This window comes from Pseudomonas sp. YeP6b, from assembly GCF_025642995.1.
Classification (GTDB): Bacteria; Pseudomonadota; Gammaproteobacteria; order Pseudomonadales; family Pseudomonadaceae; genus Aquipseudomonas.
Genome location: NZ_CP080090.1, coordinates 5904432 through 5926002, shown reverse-complemented (window position 1 = coordinate 5926002; position 21571 = coordinate 5904432). Strand labels below are relative to the sequence as shown.

The window sequence follows — 21571 nt, the reverse complement described above, 5'->3', positions numbered from 1 at the left end:
AGTGTTCAAGACGGCTTGCCGACTGACCTGCGGATTTGAGTGACAAACCCATGCCAAAACGTACAGATATAAAAAGCATCCTGATTCTCGGCGCTGGCCCGATCGTGATCGGCCAGGCCTGCGAGTTCGACTACTCCGGCGCCCAGGCTTGTAAAGCCCTGCGCGAAGAGGGTTACCGCGTCATCCTGGTGAACTCCAACCCGGCCACCATCATGACCGACCCGGACATGGCCGACGCCACCTACATCGAACCGATCAAGTGGCAGACCGTTGCCAAGATCATCGAGAAAGAGCGTCCGGACGCACTGCTGCCGACCATGGGCGGCCAGACTGCATTGAACTGCGCCCTGGACCTGGAGCGCGAAGGCGTCCTGGAAAAATTCGGCGTAGAGATGATCGGTGCGAATGCCGACACCATCGACAAGGCTGAAGACCGTTCGCGTTTCGACAAAGCCATGAAGTCCATCGGCCTTGACTGCCCGCGTTCCGGTATCGCCCACAGCATGGAAGAGGCCAACGCGGTTCTCGAAAAGCTCGGCTTCCCGTGCATCATTCGTCCATCCTTCACCATGGGCGGCACCGGTGGCGGTATTGCTTACAACCGTGAAGAGTTCGAAGAAATCTGCGCGCGTGGTCTGGACCTGTCGCCGACTAAAGAACTGCTGATCGACGAATCCCTGATCGGCTGGAAAGAGTACGAAATGGAGGTTGTCCGCGATAAGAAGGACAACTGCATCATCGTTTGCTCCATCGAAAACTTCGACCCGATGGGCGTGCACACGGGTGACTCGATCACCGTTGCTCCGGCACAGACCCTGACGGACAAGGAATACCAGATCATGCGTAACGCCTCGTTGGCGGTATTGCGTGAGATCGGCGTTGAAACCGGCGGTTCCAACGTTCAGTTCGGTATCTGCCCGGACACCGGTCGTATGGTTGTGATCGAGATGAACCCGCGTGTATCGCGTTCTTCGGCGCTGGCATCGAAAGCGACCGGTTTCCCGATTGCGCGCATCGCTGCCAAGCTGGCGATCGGTTACACCCTGGACGAGCTGCAAAACGAAATCACTGGCGGCGCTACACCGGCCTCCTTTGAGCCGTCTATCGACTACGTTGTGACCAAGCTGCCGCGCTTTGCATTCGAGAAATTCCCGAAAGCCGACGCACGCCTGACCACTCAGATGAAGTCGGTTGGTGAAGTCATGGCCATCGGCCGGACCTTCCAGGAATCCCTGCAGAAAGCCCTGCGTGGTCTGGAAGTAGGCGTTTGCGGCCTGGACGAGAAGCTCGACCTGAGCAACCCGGAAAGCATGAGCGTGCTCAAGCGCGAGCTGACCGTGCCGGGCGCCGAGCGCATTTGGTACGTAGCCGATGCTTTCCGCGCCGGCATGACCGTCGAAGATATCTTCGGCATGAACATGATCGACCCGTGGTTCTTGGTGCAGATCGAAGATCTGATTAAGGAAGAAGAGAAGGTCAAGACCCTCGGTCTGTCCTCTATCGACCGCGACCTGATGTTCCGCCTCAAGCGCAAAGGTTTCTCCGACATGCGCTTGGCCAAGCTGCTGGGTGTGACCGAGAAGAACCTGCGCACGCATCGCCACAAGCTGGACATCTTTCCGGTCTACAAGCGCGTTGACACCTGCGCCGCCGAGTTCGCAACCGACACCGCGTACCTGTACTCCACTTACGAGGAAGAGTGCGAAGCCGCGCCGTCGGGCCGTGACAAGATCATTATCCTGGGTGGCGGTCCAAACCGTATCGGCCAAGGCATCGAGTTCGACTATTGCTGCGTACACGCCGCCCTCGCCCTGCGCGAAGACGGGTACGAGACCATCATGGTCAACTGCAACCCGGAAACTGTTTCCACTGACTACGATACTTCCGACCGTCTGTACTTCGAGCCAGTAACGCTGGAAGACGTGCTGGAAATCTGTCGCGTCGAGAAGCCTAAAGGCGTGATCGTCCAGTACGGCGGCCAAACCCCGCTGAAACTGGCTCGCGCCTTGGAAGCCGCTGGTGTGCCGATCATCGGCACCAGCCCTGACGCCATCGACCGTGCCGAAGACCGTGAGCGCTTCCAGCAAATGGTTGAACGCTTGAACCTGCGTCAGCCGCCAAACGCCACTGTGCGCAGCGAAGACGAAGCCATCCGTGCAGCCAGCAAGATCGGCTACCCGCTGGTCGTGCGTCCGTCCTACGTACTGGGCGGCCGGGCGATGGAAATCGTCTACGAAGAAGAAGAGCTCAAGCGTTACCTGCGTGATGCGGTGAAAGTGTCCAACGACAGCCCGGTGCTGCTGGACCACTTCCTCAACTGCGCCATCGAAATGGACGTGGATGCGGTGTGCGACGGTACCGACGTAGTGATCGGCGCGATCATGCAGCACATCGAGCAAGCGGGCGTTCACTCCGGTGACTCCGCCTGCTCGCTGCCACCGTACTCGCTGCCGGCGCACATCCAGGACGAGATGCGTGAACAGGTCAAGAAAATGGCCCTGGAACTGGGCGTTGTCGGCCTGATGAATGTTCAGTTGGCGCTGCAAGGCGAAGACATCTACGTCATCGAAGTCAACCCGCGCGCTTCGCGTACCGTGCCATTTGTTTCCAAGTGCATCGGTGTGTCCCTGGCCATGATCGCCGCGCGCGTGATGGCGGGTAAGACCCTGAAGGAAATCGGCTTCACCAAGGAAATTATTCCGAACTTCTACAGCGTGAAAGAGGCGGTGTTCCCGTTCGCCAAATTCCCTGGTGTGGACCCGATCCTGGGCCCAGAGATGAAGTCCACCGGTGAAGTGATGGGTGTGGGCGATACCTTCGGTGAAGCGTTCGCCAAGGCGCAGATGGGTGCCAGCGAAGTGCTGCCAACCGGTGGTACCGCGTTTATCAGTGTGCGTGATGATGACAAGCCACTGGTTGCAGGCGTAGCCCGTGATCTGATCAACTTGGGCTTTGAAGTCGTGGCCACTGCCGGGACCGCTAAGCTGATCGAAGCTGCCGGCCTGAAAGTGCGTCGCGTGAACAAGGTGACGGAAGGCCGTCCGCACGTGGTCGACATGATCAAGAATGACGAAGTCACGCTGATCATCAACACCACAGAGGGTCGCCAGTCGATCGCGGACTCCTACTCCATTCGTCGTAATGCCTTGCAGCACAAGATCTACTGCACCACCACTATTGCTGCTGGCGAAGCCATCTGCGAAGCGCTCAAGTTCGGTCCAGAAAAGACCGTGCGTCGCTTGCAGGATCTACACGCAGGATTGAAGGCATGATCAAATACCCAATGACTGTCCAGGGCGCTAAGGCCCTGGAAGAGGAACACGCCCATCTGACCAAGGTCGTCCGTCCGAAGCTGAGCCAGGACATCGGTACGGCCCGCGAACTGGGTGACTTGAAGGAAAACGCTGAATACCACGCTGCTCGCGAGCAGCAGGGTATGGTCGAGGCGCGGATCCGTGACATCGAAGGCCGTATGCAGAATGCGGTGGTCATCGACGTCACGACCATCCCGAAGACCGGCAAAGTGATTTTCGGCACCACCGTGGAAATCGCCAACGTCGAGACTGATGAGCGCGTTGTTTACCACATCGTGGGTGAAGACGAAGCCGACTTCAAACTTGGCAAGATCTCTGTTGGTTCCCCACTCGCCCGTGCCTTGATTGCCAAGGAAGAGGGTGACGTGGTGGCTGTGAAAACGCCCGGTGGCGTTATCGAGTATGAGATTGTTGAAGTTCGTCACATCTGAAAGACGGCGCCCGCTTCATGCGGGCGCCATGCTTTGGCAGCTTGCCCAGATGCTTTGGGTGGGCGGCGTGTGGTTGTTACACATTGGTATATTGCCGACGCTGGGCCTGATTGGCCTGGCGCCGTTGCTGATCGATGAGATCGACGGATTGCTAAGTGCGCTGCTGGTGGTTTTTGCGGCGGCGTGCGTGACGCTCCAAGTGCTGGTGCTGATCAAGGCCGAAGGCTTGGAGAGTTTGTGGCGGGATATTCGCGGCCAGCTGCTGTTGATGGCGCTGTATGCATGCGCAATGTTCTGCGTGGTGCATGTGTGGCTGCCGCAAGCGTTGCGCTGGCAGCTATTCAGCTATCTTGTGCTAGGGTTCTCCGGCCTGGTGCTGGTTATACAGCCGGCGCCTGGGTGGAGTGGCGGGGCGCGCGAAGCGCGCCCGTGACCCTTGTTGTCATTTGAAAGCTACTTGAAGCGGTGTACGTTCGACAGTTGCTTGTTGACGCTGAAGTTCTTGCGATACAGCAGCGCCATCTTGCCGATGACCTGAACCAGGTCCGCTTTGCCGACCTTGCACAGTTCTGCAATGGCGGCCAAACGCGCTTCGCGGTCAAGGATGTTGACCTTGATCTTGATCAGTTCGTGATCGCCCAATGCGCGTTCAAGTTCGGCTAACACACCTTCAGTCAAACCGTTGTCTGCCACAATCAGAACTGGTTTCAGATGGTGGCCAATGGATTTGTACTGTTTCTTCTGCTCTTGAGTGAGCGGCATAATCTGACCCCTGCGTCTGATCTTGTAAAAAGCGGCGGCCAGTTTACCCGAGCGAGTCCGGGACCGCCCAGTTAATCACGACCCGTTTTATTTTTCGAGGTGGCCCGTGGCCCGTTCCAAAACTAGTCTTAAGTGGCTGCAAGAGCATTTCAACGATCCTTACGTCAAAAAGGCGCAAAAGGACGGCTACCGTTCGCGGGCCAGCTACAAGCTGCTGGAGATCCAGGACAAGGACAAATTGATTCGTCCGGGCATGAGCGTTATTGATCTTGGCGCGGCCCCCGGTGGCTGGTCCCAAGTGACCAGTCGTCTGATTGGTGGGCAGGGCCGCTTGATTGCTTCCGACATCCTGGAAATGGACAGCATCCCGGATGTGACCTTTGTTCATGGTGACTTCACCCAGGACACCGTGCTCGCAGAGATCCTCGAAGCCGTGGGAAATTCGCAGGTAGACCTTGTGATTTCCGACATGGCCCCCAATATGAGTGGATTACCGGCCGTCGATATGCCGCGAGCGATGTTCCTTTGTGAATTGGCTCTGGATCTGGCAGGTCGGGTTTTGCGTCCTGGTGGTGATTTTCTGGTGAAAGTCTTCCAAGGCGAAGGTTTTGACGAGTACCACAAGAACATCCGCAAGCTGTTCGATAAGGTGCAGACGCGTAAACCTGACTCTTCACGGGACAGGTCTCGAGAGCAGTACCTGCTGTGCCGTGGGTTCCGCGGTGTCGAAGGCGCGGCGAGCGAAGAGCGTTTTTGAGAAATTCGAGGAGGGCGATAGGTTTTTTTATGTCGCTTTCGTCACGAAGCTTTACGAATATTGTGTAGTCAAAGTTTCACAAAGGGTTACAGACGGCGCCTGCCAGAGTTGTAGGTAATGTAGTAAGTTAGGCCGGTGAATATCATGCGAAGCGCGCGCCAGTAGCGGAGCTTGCTTCAGAGGGTAGTTAATTGAACGATATGGCAAAGAATCTGATCCTGTGGTTGATCATCGCGGCTGTCCTGGTGACGGTGATGAACAACTTCTCCAGCCCTAATGAGCCGCAGACCCTCAACTATTCCGACTTCATCCAGCAAGTTAAGGATGGCAAGGTCGAGCGCGTAGCGGTTGATGGCTACGTAATTACCGGCAAGCGCAGCGATGGCGATAGCTTCAAGACCATTCGTCCGGCAATCCAGGACAACGGTCTGATCGGCGACCTGGTGGATAACCACGTAGTCGTTGAAGGCAAGCAGCCTGAGCAGCAGAGCATCTGGACTCAACTCCTGGTGGCCAGCTTCCCGATCCTGGTGATTATCGCCGTGTTCATGTTCTTCATGCGCCAGATGCAAGGTGGTGCGGGAGGCAAGGGCGGGCCGATGAGCTTCGGCAAGAGCAAGGCGCGCCTGCTCTCCGAAGATCAGGTGAAGACCACCCTGGCTGATGTTGCAGGTTGCGATGAAGCCAAGGAAGAAGTGGGCGAGTTGGTTGAATTCCTGCGCGATCCGGGCAAGTTCCAGCGCCTGGGTGGCCGTATTCCTCGCGGTGTGCTGATGGTCGGTCCTCCGGGTACCGGTAAAACCTTGCTGGCCAAGGCAATTGCCGGCGAAGCCAAGGTGCCTTTCTTCACCATTTCCGGTTCTGACTTCGTCGAGATGTTCGTCGGTGTGGGTGCCAGCCGCGTTCGCGATATGTTCGAACAGGCCAAGAAGCACGCGCCATGCATCATCTTCATCGATGAAATCGACGCCGTTGGTCGCCATCGTGGTGCCGGCATGGGCGGTGGTCATGATGAGCGTGAACAGACCCTCAACCAGTTGCTGGTAGAGATGGACGGCTTCGAAATGAATGACGGCATCATCGTCATCGCTGCGACTAACCGTCCTGACGTACTCGACCCAGCGCTGCTGCGTCCAGGTCGTTTCGACCGTCAGGTTGTGGTTGGCCTGCCGGATATCCGTGGTCGCGAACAGATTCTGAAAGTGCACATGCGCAAAGTGCCAATGGGTGACGACGTTGCGCCGGCCGTGATTGCCCGTGGTACTCCAGGTTTCTCCGGTGCCGACCTGGCCAACTTGGTGAACGAGGCTTCGTTGTTCGCAGCCCGTACCGGCAAGCGCATCGTGGAAATGAAAGAGTTCGAGTTGGCGAAAGACAAGATCATGATGGGCGCCGAGCGCAAATCGATGGTCATGTCCGAAAAAGAGAAGCAGAACACCGCTTATCACGAAGCTGGTCACGCCATTGTGGGTCGCGTTGTGCCTGAGCATGACCCGGTCTACAAAGTGTCGATCATCCCTCGTGGTCGGGCGCTGGGTGTCACTATGTTCCTGCCGGAAGAGGACCGTTACAGCCTCTCCAAGCGTGCACTGATCAGCCAGATCTGCTCGCTGTACGGTGGTCGAATTGCTGAAGAAATGACCCTGGGCTTTGACGGTGTAACCACCGGTGCCTCCAACGACATCATGCGTGCCAGCCAGATTGCACGGAACATGGTGACCAAGTGGGGCTTGTCGGAAAAACTTGGCCCATTGATGTATGCCGAGGAAGAAGGCGAAGTGTTCCTGGGTCGTGGCGGTGGCGGTCAAGCCGCCAGCTTCTCCGGTGAGACAGCTAAGCTGATCGACTCCGAGGTGCGCAGTATCATTGACCAGTGCTACGGCACGGCCAAGCAGATCCTGACCGACAACCGCGACAAGCTGGATGCCATGGCTGATGCGCTGATGAAGTACGAAACCATTGATGCCGACCAGATCGACGACATCATGGCAGGTCGTACACCTCGTGAGCCTCGCGATTGGGAAGGCGGTTCAGGTACTTCTGGCACTCCGCCAGTGGTTCAGAACGAACGTCCTGAAACCCCGATCGGCGGCCCGGCAGCTGACCTCTAAGGTTTGAAATGACTTCTGCGTTGTCCTCCACCCGGTTGCCTTGCGGCAACCGGGTTCTTGATTTGGCCCATACACATGTCATGGGCATTCTTAATGTAACCCCTGATTCCTTTTCTGACGGCGGCCGTTTCAGCCAACTGGATGCCGCATTGCGTCATGCCGAAGCGATGGTGGCGGCTGGCGCAACGTTGATTGATGTCGGCGGCGAGTCGACTCGCCCTGGCGCTCGTGTTGTTTCTCCCGCCGAGGAGCTGGAGCGCGTGGCGCCGATAGTCGAGCTTATTGCTCGCGAGTTGGACGTAATCATATCGGTCGATACATCCACCCCAGCCGTGATGCGTGAGACGGCACGTCTGGGGGCGGGGCTCATCAATGACGTCCGCTCGCTGCAGCGCGACGGCGCCCTGGATGCTGCGGCGGCAACCGGTCTGCCGGTGTGCCTGATGCATATGCTGGGAGAGCCCGGCAATATGCAGGACGGCCCGCACTACGATGACCTCGTTGGCGAAGTGAGCGGGTTCCTTGCCGAACGTATTGCTCAGTGCGCCAAGGTGGGGATTGCTGCCGAAAAGATCATCCTTGATCCCGGGTTTGGCTTCGCCAAGACCCTTCAACACAATTTAAGCCTGTTCAAGCATATGCAAGCCTTGCATGCCCTTGGTCGGCCCCTTTTGGTCGGCGTTTCGCGCAAGAGCATGATAGGGCTGGCCTTGAGCCGTCCTGTAGGTGAGCGGCTGTACGGTGGGCTGGCGCTGGCGGCGCTGGCCGTGACCAAAGGTGCGCGTATTTTGCGTGTGCATGACGTCGCCGAGACGGTCGATGTGGTGCGTATGCTTGCTGCTGTAGAATCAGCCGAATAAGAATGATGGAGCACTTATGACTAAAAAATATTTTGGCACCGACGGTATCCGTGGCCGTGTCGGCGAATTCCCGATTACTCCTGATTTCATGCTCAAGCTGGGTTGGGCGGCAGGCATGGCGTTCCGCAGCATGGGCGCGTGCCGCATCCTGGTAGGCAAAGACACCCGGATTTCGGGGTATATGTTTGAATCGGCGCTGGAGGCAGGTTTATCCGCCGCCGGTGCTGATGTAATGCTGCTGGGCCCTATGCCGACACCGGCGATCGCCTACCTGACGCGTACCTTTCACGCTGAAGCCGGTATCGTGATCAGTGCCTCGCACAATCCCCATGATGACAACGGCATCAAGTTTTTCTCGGGCCAGGGCACCAAGCTGCCGGACGAGATCGAGCTGATGATTGAAGAGCTGCTGGATGCACCGATGACCGTGGTCGAGTCCAGCAAGCTGGGTAAGGTCTCGCGCATCAACGACGCCTCTGGTCGTTATATCGAATTCTGCAAGAGCAGCGTGCCGACCAGCACCAATTTTGCCGGCCTGAAGATCGTCGTCGATTGTGCGCACGGTGCAACCTACAAGGTCGCTCCGAGTGTATTCAAAGAGCTGGGTGCCGACGTGACAGTGCTGTCGGCCCAGCCGAATGGTTTGAATATCAACGATAACTGCGGCTCCACCCATATGGAGCAGCTGCAGGCGACCGTTCTGGCTGAGCATGCTGACTTGGGTATCGCCTTTGATGGCGATGGTGACCGCGTGTTGATGGTGGATCACACCGGTACTGTTGTTGATGGCGATGACTTGCTGTTTATCATTGCTCGCGACCTGCATGAGCGTAACAAGCTGCAAGGTGGTGTCGTCGGTACGCTGATGAGCAATCTTGGGCTTGAGCTGGCCTTGGCAGAGCTGGGGATCCCATTTGTTCGCGCCAATGTCGGTGACCGCTATGTAATCGCCGAGCTGCTGGAGCGTAACTGGCAGGTGGGTGGTGAGAACTCAGGGCATGTTGTCTGCTTCCAGCACACCACCACGGGCGATGCCATTATTGCTGCGCTGCAAGTGTTGCTGTCCTTGCGTCGTCGCGAAGAGAGTCTCGCTCAGGCGCGTCAGGCGCTGCGCAAGTGCCCGCAAGTTCTGCTCAATGTGCGTTTCGCCGGTGGTGAAAACCCGATCGAGCACCCTGCTGTCAAAGACGCCTGCGAGCGCGTGACCCAGGCAATGGCGGGGCGTGGGCGGGTGTTGCTGCGCAAGTCCGGCACAGAGCCTTTGGTGCGTGTCATGGTCGAAGGTGAAGACGAAGCACAGGTTCGCGGCCATGCCGAGGACCTGGCAAAACTGGTAACTGAAATTTGCGCCTGAATTCGGCTTGCCAGTGATGATGTGGTTGGGTAACATCTGCGCCCACTTTGACCGACGAGGTACAGCATGCGTCGCACTATGGTAGCTGGTAACTGGAAGATGCACGGTACCCGCGCCAGTGTCGCTGAGCTGATAAACGGCCTTCGTCACTTGGCCTTGCCTAGCGGTGTTGATGTCGCGGTTTTTCCGCCTTGCTTGCATATCAACCAGGTTGTTGATGGCTTGAAAGGTAAGTCGATTCAGGTCGGCGCGCAGAATTCTGCGGTGGAGCCCACGCAAGGTGCGTTGACCGGTGAGATTTCGCCGAGTCAGTTGGTAGATGCGGGTTGTTCCTATGTGCTTGTCGGGCACTCCGAGCGCCGTCAAATGATGGGCGAACGTGATGGGGCACTCAATCGCAAGTTCGCAGCAGCACAGGCTTGTGGCCTGATTCCAGTGTTGTGCATAGGGGAGACTCTTGAGCAGCGTGAATCGGGCAAGACTCTTGAAGTTGTCTCGCGTCAGCTGGGCAGCATCATCGAGGAGTTGGGTGTTGGTGCATTTGCAAAGGCAGTAATTGCTTACGAGCCGGTCTGGGCCATTGGCACCGGGCTGACTGCTACACCGCAACAGGCGCAGGATGTGCACGCAGCCATCCGCGCGCAGTTGGCGGCAGAGAATTCTGAAATCGCACAAGGTGTGCGGCTTCTATACGGCGGCAGCGTGAAGGCGGCCAATGCGGTCGAACTGTTCGGCATGCCGGATATCGATGGGGGGCTCATTGGTGGAGCTTCCCTGAATGCAGATGAGTTCGGTGCGATCTGTCGCGCCGCGGGAAACTGAAAAAATGCTGGAAACAGTCGTAGTCGTTTTTCATCTGTTGGCTGCCCTGGGCGTAATTGCTCTGGTTTTGTTGCAACAGGGTAAAGGTGCGGATGCTGGTGCGTCTTTCGGTGCAGGTGCTTCAAATACTGTATTCGGAAGCCAAGGTTCCTCTACCTTTCTTAGTAAGTTTACTGCTATACTTGCCGCCGGTTTCTTCATAACCAGCTTGGGGTTAGGTTACTATGCTAAAGAGAAAGCTCATGTGCTGACTCAAGTAGGTCTCCCAAATCCAGCAGTGTTGGAAGTACCAAAAGCAAAACCGGCTTCTGATGATGTCCCGGTGCTTCAAGAGCAAAAGTCGGCTACTCCAGCGACTGACGTACCTCCAGCTCAAGAGCAGAAGTAAGAAGGGTTGTAAGCGCTGTATTGCCGAGGTGGTGGAATTGGTAGACACGCAACCTTGAGGTGGTTGTGCCCATAGGGTGTAGGGGTTCGAGTCCCCTTCTCGGTACCAATTATCAGGAGAGCCCGCTGTTGCGGGCTTTCTTGTAGGTGGAAGGTTACATTGACCCTGTAAAGGATCGGTCGTATACTTCCGCCCCAGCTTTGTCGCGGGGTGGAGCAGTCTGGTAGCTCGTCGGGCTCATAACCCGAAGGTCGTCGGTTCAAATCCGGCCCCCGCAACCAGTTTTAGCGGAGCCCCTTTTAAGGGGCTTTTTGTTAGCTGGACACTTTCAACGCCGCTGTTCGACGGCGTTTCAAGGATGGGCGTTTCGCCCATTTTTTTATTTTGCACAGCATGCACATACATGCACGAGGGGGTTCAGGTGTCGAGCAAGCTAGAAGAGTTGCAGGCCTTGTTGGCCCCGGTGGTCGTGGCCCTAGGCTATGAATGCTGGGGTATTGAGTTTTCGGCTCAAGGTCGCCACTCAATGTTGCGCGTTTATATCGATAAAGAGGGCGGCGTGCTGGTGGACGATTGTGCCATTGTCAGCCGTCAGATCAGCGGTGTGCTGGATGTTGAAGATCCAATCGCCGTTGAGTACACCCTTGAAGTTTCCTCGCCTGGCATGGAACGCCCACTGTTCACTATTGATCAGTTTGCAAAATTTGCCGGTGAACAAGTGAAGATCAAGCTGCGCTCTCCCTTTGAAGGGCGACGCAACTTTCAGGGCCTTCTGCGCGGTGTAGAAGAACAGGATGTCGTGGTGCAGGTAGAAGACCATGAATTCCTGTTGCCGATCGATATGATCGACAAGGCCAACATTATTCCCAGTTTTGACTGAGACGCGGATCCCGCGGATCCAATGGCTTGCGAAAGGCGAGGCGTACGATGAGCAAAGAAGTACTGCTGGTTGTTGAGTCGGTATCCAATGAAAAGGGCGTACCGGCAAACGTGATTTTTGAAGCGCTGGAGCTGGCCTTGGCCACTGCTACCAAAAAGCGTTTTGAAGACGAAGTTGATCTGCGTGTGGAAATCAACCGCCACACCGGTGCCTATGAGACTTTCCGTCGCTGGACGGTCGTCGAAGAAGCCGATCTTGATGATCCGGCCATCGAAACTTGGCCAAGCAAGGTTGCCGAAACGCATCCTGGCGCCAATGTCGGTGATGTCGTCGAAGAAAAGATCGAGTCGATCGAATTCGGCCGTATTGCTGCACAGACCGCCAAGCAGGTCATCGTGCAGAAGGTTCGCGAAGCCGAGCGCGCTCAAGTCGTTGACGCTTATCGCGAGCGCCTGGGTGAGATCATCTCCGGCACCGTGAAAAAAGTTACCCGCGACAACGTGATCGTCGACTTGGGCAATAACGCTGAAGCGTTGTTGGCCCGCGAAGACATCATTTCTCGCGAAACCTTCCGTGTCGGCGTGCGTCTGCGTGCGCTGCTCAAGGAAATCCGCACCGAGAACCGCGGCCCGCAGTTGATCCTGTCGCGTACCGCGCCGGAAATGCTGATCGAGCTGTTCCGTATCGAAGTGCCGGAAATTGCCGAAGGCCTGATCGAAGTCATGGCTGCGTCCCGCGACCCGGGTTCGCGCGCCAAGATCGCGGTCCGTTCCAAGGACAAACGCATCGACCCGCAGGGCGCTTGCATTGGTATGCGTGGTTCACGCGTCCAGGCAGTGTCGGGCGAATTGGGCGGTGAGCGTGTGGACATCGTCCTATGGGACGATAACCCGGCGCAGTTCGTGATCAACGCCATGTCGCCAGCTGAAGTGGCGGCAATTATCGTTGACGAAGATGCCCATGCAATGGACATCGCCGTTGGCGCAGACAATCTGGCTCAGGCCATTGGTCGTGGTGGTCAGAACGTGCGTCTGGCCAGCCAACTGACCGGCTGGACCCTGAACGTGATGACCGAATCGGACATCCAGGCTAAGCAGCAAGCTGAAACCGGTGACATCCTGCGCAACTTCATCGACGAGCTGGAAGTCGACGAAGACCTGGCGCAGGTACTGGTAGATGAAGGCTTCACCAGCCTGGAAGAGATTGCCTACGTACCGTTGGAAGAAATGCTCAACATCGACGGCTTTGACGAAGACACCGTCAACGAGCTTCGCGCTCGGGCCAAGGATCGTTTGTTGACTAAAGCCATCGCTACTGAGGAAAAGCTGGCAGACGCCCATCCGGCCGAAGACCTGCTCTCGCTTGAGGGTATGGACAAGGATTTGGCGATGGAACTGGCGGTGCGCGGCGTAATTACCCGCGAAGACCTGGCCGAGCAGTCTATTGACGATCTGCTCGACATCGACGGCATTGACGATGATCGTGCCGGCAAGTTGATCATGGCCGCCCGAGCCCATTGGTTCGAGTAACTAGGCGCGGCCTGAGGAGAGAAGTGCATGACGCAAGTCACGGTGAAACAACTGGCCGATGAGGTCAAAACACCGGTAGAGCGCCTGTTGCAGCAGATGCGTGAGGCAGGTCTGCCGCACACCGCCGCCGATGAAGGTGTGAGCGATAGTGAGAAGCAGTCTTTGCTGACTCACTTGAAGAGCAGCCACAAGGCGAAAGTGGAAGAACCGCGCAAGATTACATTGCAGCGCAAAACCACCAGCACCCTGCGTGTTGCTGGTAGCAAGAGCATCAGCGTTGAAGTACGCAAGAAGAAAGTCTTCGTACAGCGCAGCCCGGAAGAAATCGAAGCCGAGCGCAAACGCGAACTGGAAGAACGTCGCGCAGTAGAAAATGCTGCTCGTCAGAAGGCTGAAGAAGAAGCCAAGCGTCGCACCGAAGAAGAAGCGCGTCGCCAGCCTACTGCTGCGCAACCTGCTGGTACTGAAGCGGTCGCCGCTCCTGTAGCGCCTGTTGAAGCTGTGCGTGAGGCCGCTCCGGTTGCCGCTGCACCTGCTCCTGCAGCAGACGCTCGCAAGCGCGACGAACCTCGTCGTCCGGACAAGCCACGTGCCGACGATAACAATCGTCGCGGTGGTGGTGCTGATGGCGAGCGCAAAAACGCTCCGCATCGTGCCTCGGTCAAAGAGAAAGCGCCTGCTCCACGCGTTGCTCCACGTACTACCGACGAAGAAAGCGATGGCTTCCGTCGTGGTGGTCGCGGCAAGGCCAAGCTGAAAAAACGCAACGCCCACGGTTTCCAGAGCCCAACCGGCCCTGTCGTGCGTGATGTGCAGATCGGCGAGACCATTTCTGTTGGCGATCTCGCCAATCAGATGTCGGTCAAGGCTGCTGAAATCATCAAGTTCATGTTCAAACTGGGTACTCCAGCGACTATCAACCAGGTGCTTGATCAGGAAACTGCTCAGCTCGTGGCTGAAGAGTTGGGCCATAAAGTGACCCTGGTCAGCGACACCGCCTTGGAAGATTCCCTGGCCGAGTCCTTGAAGTTTGAAGGTGAAACCTTCTCCCGTGCGCCAGTCGTGACCGTAATGGGCCACGTTGACCATGGTAAGACTTCCCTGCTCGACTATATCCGTCGTGCCAAGGTAGCTGCTGGCGAAGCCGGCGGTATCACCCAGCACATCGGTGCCTACCACGTTGAAACCGAACGCGGCATGGTCACCTTCCTCGACACCCCAGGTCACGCCGCGTTTACCGCAATGCGTGCCCGTGGTGCCAAGGCGACTGACATCGTGATCCTGGTAGTTGCAGCGGACGACGGCGTGATGCCGCAGACCATTGAAGCTGTCCAGCACGCCAAGGCCGCAGGTGTTCCACTGGTTGTTGCAGTGAACAAAATCGACAAGCCGGGCGCTGATCTCGATCGCATCCGTAGCGAGCTGTCGGTTCACGGCGTGACTTCCGAAGAGTGGGGCGGTGATACGCCGTTCGTTTCGGTTTCGGCGAAAGTCGGTACCGGTGTAGACGAGCTGCTCGAAGCGGTTCTGCTGCAAGCTGAAGTACTCGAACTGAAAGCAACTCCATCGGCCCCGGGTCGCGGTGTTGTGGTTGAATCGCGTCTCGACAAAGGTCGTGGCCCGGTTGCAACCGTTCTGGTTCAAGACGGTACCCTGCGCCAAGGCGACATGGTGCTGGTCGGTTCGAACTACGGCCGTGTACGTGCCATGCTCGACGAGAACGGCAAGCCAATCAAAGAAGCCGGTCCTTCCATCCCTGTCGAGATTCTCGGCCTGGACGGTACCCCGGACGCTGGCGACGAGATGAGCGTGGTTGCCGACGAGAAGAAAGCCCGTGAAGTGGCTCTGTTCCGTCAAGGCAAGTTCCGCGAAGTCAAGCTGGCCCGTGCTCACGCCGGCAAGCTGGAAAACATCTTCGAAAACATGGGCCAGGCAGAGAAGAAGACGCTCAACATCGTCCTCAAATCTGACGTCCGTGGTTCGCTCGAAGCGTTGAACGGCGCCTTGAATGGCCTGGGTAACGACGAAGTGCAAGTGCGCGTTGTCGGTGGCGGTGTCGGTGGTATCACCGAGTCCGACGCCAACCTGGCACTGGCTTCCAACGCTGTACTGTTCGGCTTCAACGTGCGTGCCGATGCTGGCGCTCGCAAGATCGTCGAGCAGGAAGGCCTGGACATGCGTTACTACAACGTCATCTACGACATCATCGAAGACGTCAAGAAAGCCCTTACCGGCATGCTTGGCAGCGACGTTCGGGAGAATATCCTGGGTGTTGCCGAGGTGCGTGACGTGTTCCGCTCGCCGAAATTCGGCGCGATCGCCGGTTGCATGGTTATCGAAGGTGTTGTGCACCGTAACCGTCCAATCCGTGTACTGCGTGAAGACATCGTTATCTTCGAAGGCGAGCTGGAATCCCTGCGCCGCTTCAAGGATGACGCTTCCGAAGTACGTGCCGGCATGGAATGCGGTATCGGCGTCAAGAGCTACAACGACGTCAAGGCTGGCGACAAGATCGAAGTCTACGAGAAGGTTCAGGTTGCTCGCAGCCTCTAACTCGCGCACTTCAGGAGCCACGCCGCGTGTGGGCATGCAAATGCCCCGCGCAGCGTACGGACTCTAAACGCAACGCCCGGTCTGGCTTTTGTCAGGCCGGGCGTTTGCCGCTTTCAGACCCCACGGGTTTCACCGTGTGGCAGTAACAGGTAACAAGACATGGCAAAAGAATACAGCCGTACCCAACGTATCGGCGATCAGATGCAGCGCGAGCTGGCCCAACTGATCCGTCGCGAAGTCAAAGACCCCCGTGTTGGCCTGGTGACCATCACCGCGGTTGAAGTGAGCCGCGACGTAGGTCACGCGAAGATCTTCATCACCGTGATGGGGCAGGACAACAGCGAAGAAATCGCGCAAAGCATCAAGGTGCTCAACTCGGCTGCAGGTTTCCTGCGCATGCAGTTGGCCCGTGAAATGAAGCTGCGCAGCGTGCCTCAGTTGCACTTCCACTACGACGAAAGCGTCGTGCGTGGTGCGCACCTGTCGGCCCTGATCGAACGCGCCGTGGCTGAAGACAGCCAGCACCCGTCCACACCTGAAGACGCCAAGGAGTAAGCGGTGGCTCAGGTCAAACGTATCCGTCGCAACGTCAGCGGCATTATTCTGCTCGACAAGCCCATTGGCTTTACCTCCAATGCCGCCTTGCAGAAGGTCCGCTGGCTGCTCAATGCCGAGAAGGCCGGGCATACCGGCAGCCTCGACCCCTTGGCCACCGGTGTACTGCCGCTGTGCTTTGGTGAGGCGACCAAGTTCTCGCAATACCTGCTTGATTCCGACAAGGGTTACGAAACCCTGATGCAGCTGGGCAAGACCACTACCACGGCCGATGCCGAGGGTGATGTTTTGCAGGTTCGTGACGTGACCGTTGGTCGTGCTGATATTGAAGCTGCTTTGCCGGGTTTTCGTGGGCAAATCAGTCAGATACCGCCGATGTACTCGGCGCTCAAGCGTGATGGCCAGCCACTTTACAAGCTGGCACGTGCGGGCGAAGTAGTGGAGCGCGAACCGCGTTCTGTTACTATTGCGCGCTTGGATTTGCTCGCCTGTGAAGGCGACACTGCCCGCTTGGCCGTGGACTGCAGCAAAGGCACCTATATCCGTACCCTGGTGGAAGATATTGGTGAAAAGCTCGGTTGCGGCGCGTACGTTGCAGAACTGCGACGTACCCAGGCAGGGCCCTTCAGCCTGGCCCAGACGGTCACGCTGGAAGAGTTGGAGGCCGTACACGCCGAAGGCGGCAATGAAGCAGTTGATCGCTTCCTGATGCCATCGGACAGCGGTTTGCTGGATTGGCCATTGCTGCACTTCTCGGAGCACAGCGCGTTCTACTGGCTCAACGGCCAGCCGGTACGTGCCCCGGATGCTCCGAAGTTCGGCATGGTGCGGGTACAGGATCATAACGGTCGCTTCATCGGTATCGGTGAAGTGAGCGAAGACGGGCGTATAGCGCCGCGTCGACTGATTCGGTCAGAATGACCGGACGAGTGTGGCTGTTAACAGGCACGGTCAACACTCATTTTTAGATACAGGGATTTGTCCCTGGCCTGTTGAGACTGCCCTTTGGGTGGTTTCCTGAAAAAAGGATTGCCTCATGGCTCTCGACGTTCAAGAAAAAGCACAAATCGTAGCTGACTATCAGCAAGCTGTTGGTGACACTGGTTCGCCAGAAGTGCAAGTTGCACTGCTGACCCACAACATCAACAAGCTGCAAGGTCACTTCAAGGCCAACGGTAAAGATCACCACTCCCGTCGTGGTCTGATCCGCATGGTAAACCAGCGCCGTAAGCTGCTGGACTACCTGAAAGGCAAGGATCTGGGTCGTTATCAGGCTCTGATCGGTCGCCTGGGTCTGCGTCGCTAATCAGCGATTGCGCTAGAGGTTGGTTGTCTGCCGTGTGTCAGTGGGATTCCCGCTGGCCCATGGCAGGCTCCCAGCCTCAAGTTTTATCTGGATACACGTTTTGCCCTGGACCAGGCTCGGGCCGATTCCCGACATTGCCCAAGAATTTCGCAAGAAGACAAGTTCCCCAAGAGCCACAAAGAAGGTAGGACACCGTGAACCCGGTTATCAAAAAATTCCAGTTCGGTCAGTCGACCGTTACCCTCGAGACAGGCCGTATCGCCCGTCAAGCCTCCGGCGCAGTGCTGGTCACCGTTGACGACGACGTCACCGTATTGGTGACCGTTGTTGGCGCCAAGACCGCTGACCCAAGCAAAGGCTTCTTCCCTCTTTCCGTTCACTACCAGGAAAAGACTTACGCTGCCGGTAAGATCCCTGGCGGTTTCTTCAAGCGCGAAGGCCGTCCTTCCGAAAAAGAAACCCTGACTTCCCGACTGATCGACCGTCCGATCCGTCCGCTGTTCCCAGAAGGCTTCATGAACGAAGTGCAGGTTGTCTGCACCGTCGTTTCCACCAGCAAGAAGACCGATCCGGACATCGCTGCGATGATCGGTACCTCGGCTGCCCTGGCCATCTCCGGTATTCCTTTCGATGGCCCGATCGGCGCAGCTCGCGTTGCTTTCCACGAAAGCACCGGCTACCTGCTGAACCCGACTTACGAACAACAGAAAGCTTCGAGCCTGGACATGGTCGTTGCCGGTACTTCGGAAGCCGTGTTGATGGTTGAATCGGAAGCCAAAGAGCTCACCGAAGACCAGATGCTGGGTGCGGTACTGTTTGCTCACGACGAGTTCCAGGTTGTGATCAACGCTGTTAAAGAACTGGCTGCTGAAGCTGCCAAGCCAACCTGGACCTGGGCCCCACAGCCTGAAGCCACTGCTCTGCTGGGCGCTATTCGTGCCGAGTTCGGCGACGCGATCTCCCAGGCTTACACCATCACCATCAAGGCCGATCGTTACGCTCGCCTGGGTGAGCTGAAAGACCAGGTTGTTGCCAAGCTGTCCGGTGAAGAAGGCCAGCCTTCTTCCAGCGAAGTCAAAGCAGCTTTCGGCGAAATCGAATACCGCACCGTTCGCGAAAACATCGTAAACGGCAAGCCACGTATCGACGGCCGCGACACCAAAACTGTACGCCCTCTGAACATCGAAGTCGGTGTTCTGCCTAAGACCCACGGTTCGGCTCTGTTCACCCGTGGCGAAACCCAGGCCCTGGTTGTTGCAACACTGGGCACCGCCCGTGACGCACAGCTGCTGGACACCCTGGAAGGCGAGAAAAAAGACCCGTTCATGCTGCACTACAACTTCCCTCCGTTCTCGGTAGGTGAGTGTGGTCGCATGGGTGGTGCTGGTCGTCGTGAAATCGGTCACGGCCGTCTGGCCCGTCGTTCGATTGCAGCCATGCTGCCTGCCGCCGACGTGTTCCCGTACACCATTCGTGTGGTGTCGGAAATCACCGAGTCCAACGGTTCCAGCTCCATGGCTTCCGTTTGCGGTGCTTCCCTGGCACTGATGGACGCTGGTGTGCCGATGAAGGCGCCGGTTGCCGGTATCGCCATGGGCTTGGTTAAAGAAGGCGAGAAGTTCGCCATCCTGACCGACATCCTGGGTGACGAAGACCACCTGGGCGACATGGACTTCAAGGTAGCCGGTACCGCTAAAGGTGTTACCGCGCTGCAGATGGACATCAAGATCAAGGGCATCACCGAAGAGATCATGGAAATCGCTCTGGGCCAAGCCCTGGACGCGCGCCTGAACATCCTCGGTCAGATGAACCAGATCATTGGTCAGTCCCGTACCGAACTGTCGGAAAATGCTCCGACCATGATCGCGATGAAAATCGACACCGACAAAATCCGTGATGTTATCGGTAAAGGCGGCGCGACTATTCGTGCGATCTGCGAAGAGACCAAGGCTTCGATCGACATCGAAGACGACGGCTCGATCAAGATCTTCGGCGAAACCAAAGAAGCCGCAGAAGCTGCGCGTCAGCGCGTTCTGGGCATCACCGCTGAAGCCGAGATCGGCAAGATCTACGTGGGTAAGGTTGAGCGCATCGTCGACTTCGGCGCATTCGTCAACATCCTGCCGGGCAAAGACGGTCTGGTTCACATCTCCATGTTGAGCGACGCTCGCGTTGAGAAAGTGACCGACATTCTGAAAGAAGGCCAGGAAGTGGAAGTGCTGGTACTGGACGTGGACAACCGCGGCCGTATCAAGCTGTCCATCAAGGACGTAGCAGCAGCCAAGGCTTCGGGCGTTTAAACACCCGTAGGCTTAAGCTGAAAAAAAGGACCCTTCGCAGACTGTGTGAAAACCTAGCAATCTGCGCAGCGCTCAAAGAAAATGCTCCGTATCGAAAGATACGGAGCATTTTTCGTTATGGCCTATATCCAAGGAGAGTCCCGCAGCCAGACCAGTCTGTTCCCGGTCTCGTTGGAGGAATTGATCCCCGAGGATCACCTCGTTCGCGTCATTGATCTCTATGTCGCCAGGCTGGATCTGGTGCAACTGGGCTTTGATAAAGCGTTGCCCAAAAGCACCGGCCGCCCGTCTTATGACCCCGCCGACCAGCTCAAACTCTACCTTTATGGCTATTTCCAGCGGATTCGCTCATCGCGGCGGCTTGAAGCCGAATGCCAGCGCAACATCGAAGTGATGTGGCTGATCAATCGGCTCAAACCTGACTTCAAGACCATCGCCGACTTTCGCAAAAACAACAAACTCGCCTTTGTGGCGACGTGCCGTGCCTTTGTTCGGTTTTGCCGCACAGCCGGTCTGATCGCCGGTGAGTTGGTGGCCATCGACGGCAGCAAATTTCAGGCGGTGGCGTCCTCGCGGCGTCATATGAATTTGAAGCAGCTCAAACGTCAGGAAGAGAAACTGGATAAGCGCATCGCTCAGTATCTGGCCGAGCTGGATGAGGCCGACAAGGCCGAAACCACAGAGGCGATTGATCGCAGCGCAATCAAAACAGCACTGGCGCAGCTTGAAGTCCGGCAGCAGGATAATCAGAGCTGCCAAGCGCTAATGAACTCGATGGGCCTGGAGCAATTCAACACCCAAGAAAGCGATGCCTGAATGATGCGCACGCCCAAAGGGCCGCGGGTGGCTTACAACGTACAAACCGCCGTGGACGCCGCACATTGCCTGATCCTGCACCATGAAGTGACCCAGGATGGCGATGACCGCAAGCAACTCGAGCCAATGGCCAAGTCCTCAAAAGAACATCTGGAACAAGATGCCCTGAGCGTGACAGCCGATGCTGGCTACTCCAACGGCCAGCAGTTTCAGGCCTGCGAGGAGGCTGGGATTACCGTGTACGTGCCGCCCAATCGCTCGGTCAACCCAGGCGGTGAGGAGCTTTTTGAGCGCAAAGATTTTATCTACGAAGCCGAACACGATCGTTATCAGTGCCCGGCGGGCAAGTGGCTGACGCTCAAGCAGCGCAACAAGGGAGATCGAATCTATCAGGGCGATGTCAGTGACTGCGCTGCCTGCCCGCTCAAATCCCAGTGCACTGGCGCCCAACGTCGCTATGTCTCACGCCATGCCCATGAGGAAGCCTTTGAGCGAATGGAGCAGCGAATGCTGGCGCATCCGCAGATGATGGCCAACCGAAGATCCATCGTTGAGCACCCTTTCGGAAACCTCAAGCAATGGCTATTTGGGAATGGTCGTTTCCTGTTGCGCCAGTTGGAGGGCGCAAAAGCAGAAATGGCCTTGGCGGTGAACGCTTATAACCTTAAGCGAGCGATTAGCGTGCTCGGAGCCCGCCAGTTGATGGAGCTGATGGGCTGAAAGGCCTTTTTTCATCTATTGCTCGCACAAAAACAAACGCCCCGAACAAGTCGGGGCGTTTGTTGAGCTGGCCTTCAGTGCGTTTTCACACAGTCTGTTCGGGGTCCTTTTTT

The 21571-nt window shown here is 57.1% G+C and carries 17 protein-coding genes, 2 tRNA genes and 1 pseudogene; 19 read left to right on the top strand and 1 reads right to left on the bottom strand.

The annotated features are described in order from the left end of the window. Nucleotides 1-50 precede the first annotated feature (50 nt). Genes carB through KZH41_RS26730 form a run of 3 tightly spaced genes read left to right on the top strand, consistent with a single transcriptional unit; the run spans nucleotide 51 to nucleotide 4178 of the window. Complete coding sequence (gene carB / locus KZH41_RS26740; RefSeq protein WP_094951707.1) at nucleotides 51-3272, top strand: carbamoyl-phosphate synthase large subunit; 3222 nt, start codon at nucleotides 51-53, stop codon at nucleotides 3270-3272. Further along, nucleotides 3269-3745, top strand: a complete 477-nt coding sequence (gene greA, locus KZH41_RS26735) for a transcription elongation factor GreA (RefSeq protein WP_094951708.1) — start codon at nucleotides 3269-3271, stop codon at nucleotides 3743-3745. The genes carB and greA overlap by 4 nt, the downstream gene beginning before the upstream one ends. Before the next feature lie 28 nt (nucleotides 3746-3773). Next, nucleotides 3774-4178: an MFS transporter gene (locus KZH41_RS26730; protein WP_094951709.1), complete on the top strand. Its 405-nt coding sequence runs from the start codon at nucleotides 3774-3776 to the stop codon at nucleotides 4176-4178. Nucleotides 4179-4198: 20 nt separating this feature from the next. Here KZH41_RS26730 and KZH41_RS26725 read toward each other — a convergent pair whose 3' ends face one another. Further along, nucleotides 4199-4507, bottom strand: a complete 309-nt coding sequence (locus KZH41_RS26725; protein ID WP_017139256.1) for a YhbY family RNA-binding protein — start codon at nucleotides 4505-4507, stop codon at nucleotides 4199-4201. A gap of 106 nt (nucleotides 4508-4613) precedes the next feature. On the opposite strand from KZH41_RS26725, the gene rlmE reads away from it, so the two are divergent. From rlmE to KZH41_RS26645, 16 genes and pseudogenes are all read left to right on the top strand, one after another. After that, nucleotides 4614-5264, top strand: a complete 651-nt coding sequence (gene rlmE / locus KZH41_RS26720; protein ID WP_065892263.1) for a 23S rRNA (uridine(2552)-2'-O)-methyltransferase RlmE — start codon at nucleotides 4614-4616, stop codon at nucleotides 5262-5264. Between the two features lie 200 nt (nucleotides 5265-5464). After that, nucleotides 5465-7375 (top strand): ATP-dependent zinc metalloprotease FtsH, encoded by a 1911-nt coding sequence (gene ftsH, locus KZH41_RS26715; protein WP_242152587.1) that lies wholly within the window; start codon nucleotides 5465-5467, stop codon nucleotides 7373-7375. An 8-nt stretch (nucleotides 7376-7383) separates the two neighbouring features. Then, on the top strand, nucleotides 7384-8235 hold the full coding sequence (folP, locus tag KZH41_RS26710; protein ID WP_263274014.1) for a dihydropteroate synthase: 852 nt from the start codon (nucleotides 7384-7386) through the stop codon (nucleotides 8233-8235). Nucleotides 8236-8251: 16 nt separating this feature from the next. After that, entirely contained in the window at nucleotides 8252-9589 is a 1338-nt protein-coding gene (gene glmM, locus KZH41_RS26705) for a phosphoglucosamine mutase (RefSeq protein WP_263274013.1), read from the top strand. A 66-nt stretch (nucleotides 9590-9655) separates the two neighbouring features. After that, nucleotides 9656-10411, top strand: coding sequence for a triose-phosphate isomerase (tpiA, locus tag KZH41_RS26700; RefSeq protein WP_263274012.1), 756 nt, complete (start codon nucleotides 9656-9658; stop codon nucleotides 10409-10411). A gap of 4 nt (nucleotides 10412-10415) precedes the next feature. Continuing rightward, nucleotides 10416-10799, top strand: a complete 384-nt coding sequence (secG, locus tag KZH41_RS26695) for a preprotein translocase subunit SecG (protein WP_083356723.1) — start codon at nucleotides 10416-10418, stop codon at nucleotides 10797-10799. A 22-nt stretch (nucleotides 10800-10821) separates the two neighbouring features. Then, nucleotides 10822-10907, top strand: a tRNA-Leu gene (locus tag KZH41_RS26690). Nucleotides 10908-11003: 96 nt separating this feature from the next. Continuing rightward, nucleotides 11004-11080 (top strand) — tRNA-Met (locus tag KZH41_RS26685). A gap of 140 nt (nucleotides 11081-11220) precedes the next feature. After that, complete coding sequence (rimP, locus tag KZH41_RS26680) at nucleotides 11221-11679, top strand: ribosome maturation factor RimP (protein WP_032865935.1); 459 nt, start codon at nucleotides 11221-11223, stop codon at nucleotides 11677-11679. Nucleotides 11680-11726: 47 nt separating this feature from the next. Continuing rightward, complete coding sequence (gene nusA, locus KZH41_RS26675; protein WP_078739144.1) at nucleotides 11727-13208, top strand: transcription termination factor NusA; 1482 nt, start codon at nucleotides 11727-11729, stop codon at nucleotides 13206-13208. A gap of 27 nt (nucleotides 13209-13235) precedes the next feature. Next, a complete protein-coding gene (gene infB / locus KZH41_RS26670) occupies nucleotides 13236-15761 on the top strand; it encodes a translation initiation factor IF-2 (RefSeq protein ID WP_242152577.1) in 2526 nt (841 codons plus the stop codon). Nucleotides 15762-15920: 159 nt separating this feature from the next. Further along, the gene (rbfA, locus tag KZH41_RS26665; protein ID WP_003176137.1) at nucleotides 15921-16316 is read left to right on the top strand and encodes a 30S ribosome-binding factor RbfA; all 396 of its coding nucleotides are present in this window, start codon (nucleotides 15921-15923) and stop codon (nucleotides 16314-16316) included. 3 nt (nucleotides 16317-16319) lie between these two features. Then, nucleotides 16320-17237, top strand: coding sequence for a tRNA pseudouridine(55) synthase TruB (gene truB, locus KZH41_RS26660; protein ID WP_242152574.1), 918 nt, complete (start codon nucleotides 16320-16322; stop codon nucleotides 17235-17237). 115 nt (nucleotides 17238-17352) lie between these two features. Continuing rightward, nucleotides 17353-17622 (top strand): 30S ribosomal protein S15, encoded by a 270-nt coding sequence (gene rpsO, locus KZH41_RS26655; protein ID WP_003176135.1) that lies wholly within the window; start codon nucleotides 17353-17355, stop codon nucleotides 17620-17622. A 194-nt stretch (nucleotides 17623-17816) separates the two neighbouring features. Then, the gene (gene pnp, locus KZH41_RS26650) at nucleotides 17817-19922 is read left to right on the top strand and encodes a polyribonucleotide nucleotidyltransferase (protein ID WP_094951715.1); all 2106 of its coding nucleotides are present in this window, start codon (nucleotides 17817-17819) and stop codon (nucleotides 19920-19922) included. A gap of 117 nt (nucleotides 19923-20039) precedes the next feature. Continuing rightward, nucleotides 20040-21458 (top strand): annotated as a pseudogene (locus KZH41_RS26645) (IS1182 family transposase). Nucleotides 21459-21571: the final 113 nt, after the last annotated feature.

Excerpts from the sequence above, each read along its gene's own strand:
- carB (WP_094951707.1), top strand. The coding sequence starts at position 51 with ATGCCAAAACGTACAGATATAAAAAGCATCCTGATTCTCGGCGCTGGC.
- greA (WP_094951708.1), top strand. The coding sequence starts at position 3,269 with ATGATCAAATACCCAATGACTGTCCAGGGCGCTAAGGCCCTGGAAGAG.
- KZH41_RS26730 (WP_094951709.1), top strand. The coding sequence starts at position 3,774 with ATGCTTTGGCAGCTTGCCCAGATGCTTTGGGTGGGCGGCGTGTGGTTG.
- KZH41_RS26725 (WP_017139256.1), bottom strand. The coding sequence starts at position 4,507 with ATGCCGCTCACTCAAGAGCAGAAGAAACAGTACAAATCCATTGGCCAC.
- ftsH (WP_242152587.1), top strand. The coding sequence starts at position 5,465 with ATGGCAAAGAATCTGATCCTGTGGTTGATCATCGCGGCTGTCCTGGTG.
- folP (WP_263274014.1), top strand. The coding sequence starts at position 7,384 with ATGACTTCTGCGTTGTCCTCCACCCGGTTGCCTTGCGGCAACCGGGTT.
- glmM (WP_263274013.1), top strand. The coding sequence starts at position 8,252 with ATGACTAAAAAATATTTTGGCACCGACGGTATCCGTGGCCGTGTCGGC.
- tpiA (WP_263274012.1), top strand. The coding sequence starts at position 9,656 with ATGCGTCGCACTATGGTAGCTGGTAACTGGAAGATGCACGGTACCCGC.
- secG (WP_083356723.1), top strand. The coding sequence starts at position 10,416 with ATGCTGGAAACAGTCGTAGTCGTTTTTCATCTGTTGGCTGCCCTGGGC.
- nusA (WP_078739144.1), top strand. The coding sequence starts at position 11,727 with ATGAGCAAAGAAGTACTGCTGGTTGTTGAGTCGGTATCCAATGAAAAG.
- infB (WP_242152577.1), top strand. The coding sequence starts at position 13,236 with ATGACGCAAGTCACGGTGAAACAACTGGCCGATGAGGTCAAAACACCG.
- rbfA (WP_003176137.1), top strand. The coding sequence starts at position 15,921 with ATGGCAAAAGAATACAGCCGTACCCAACGTATCGGCGATCAGATGCAG.
- rpsO (WP_003176135.1), top strand. The coding sequence starts at position 17,353 with ATGGCTCTCGACGTTCAAGAAAAAGCACAAATCGTAGCTGACTATCAG.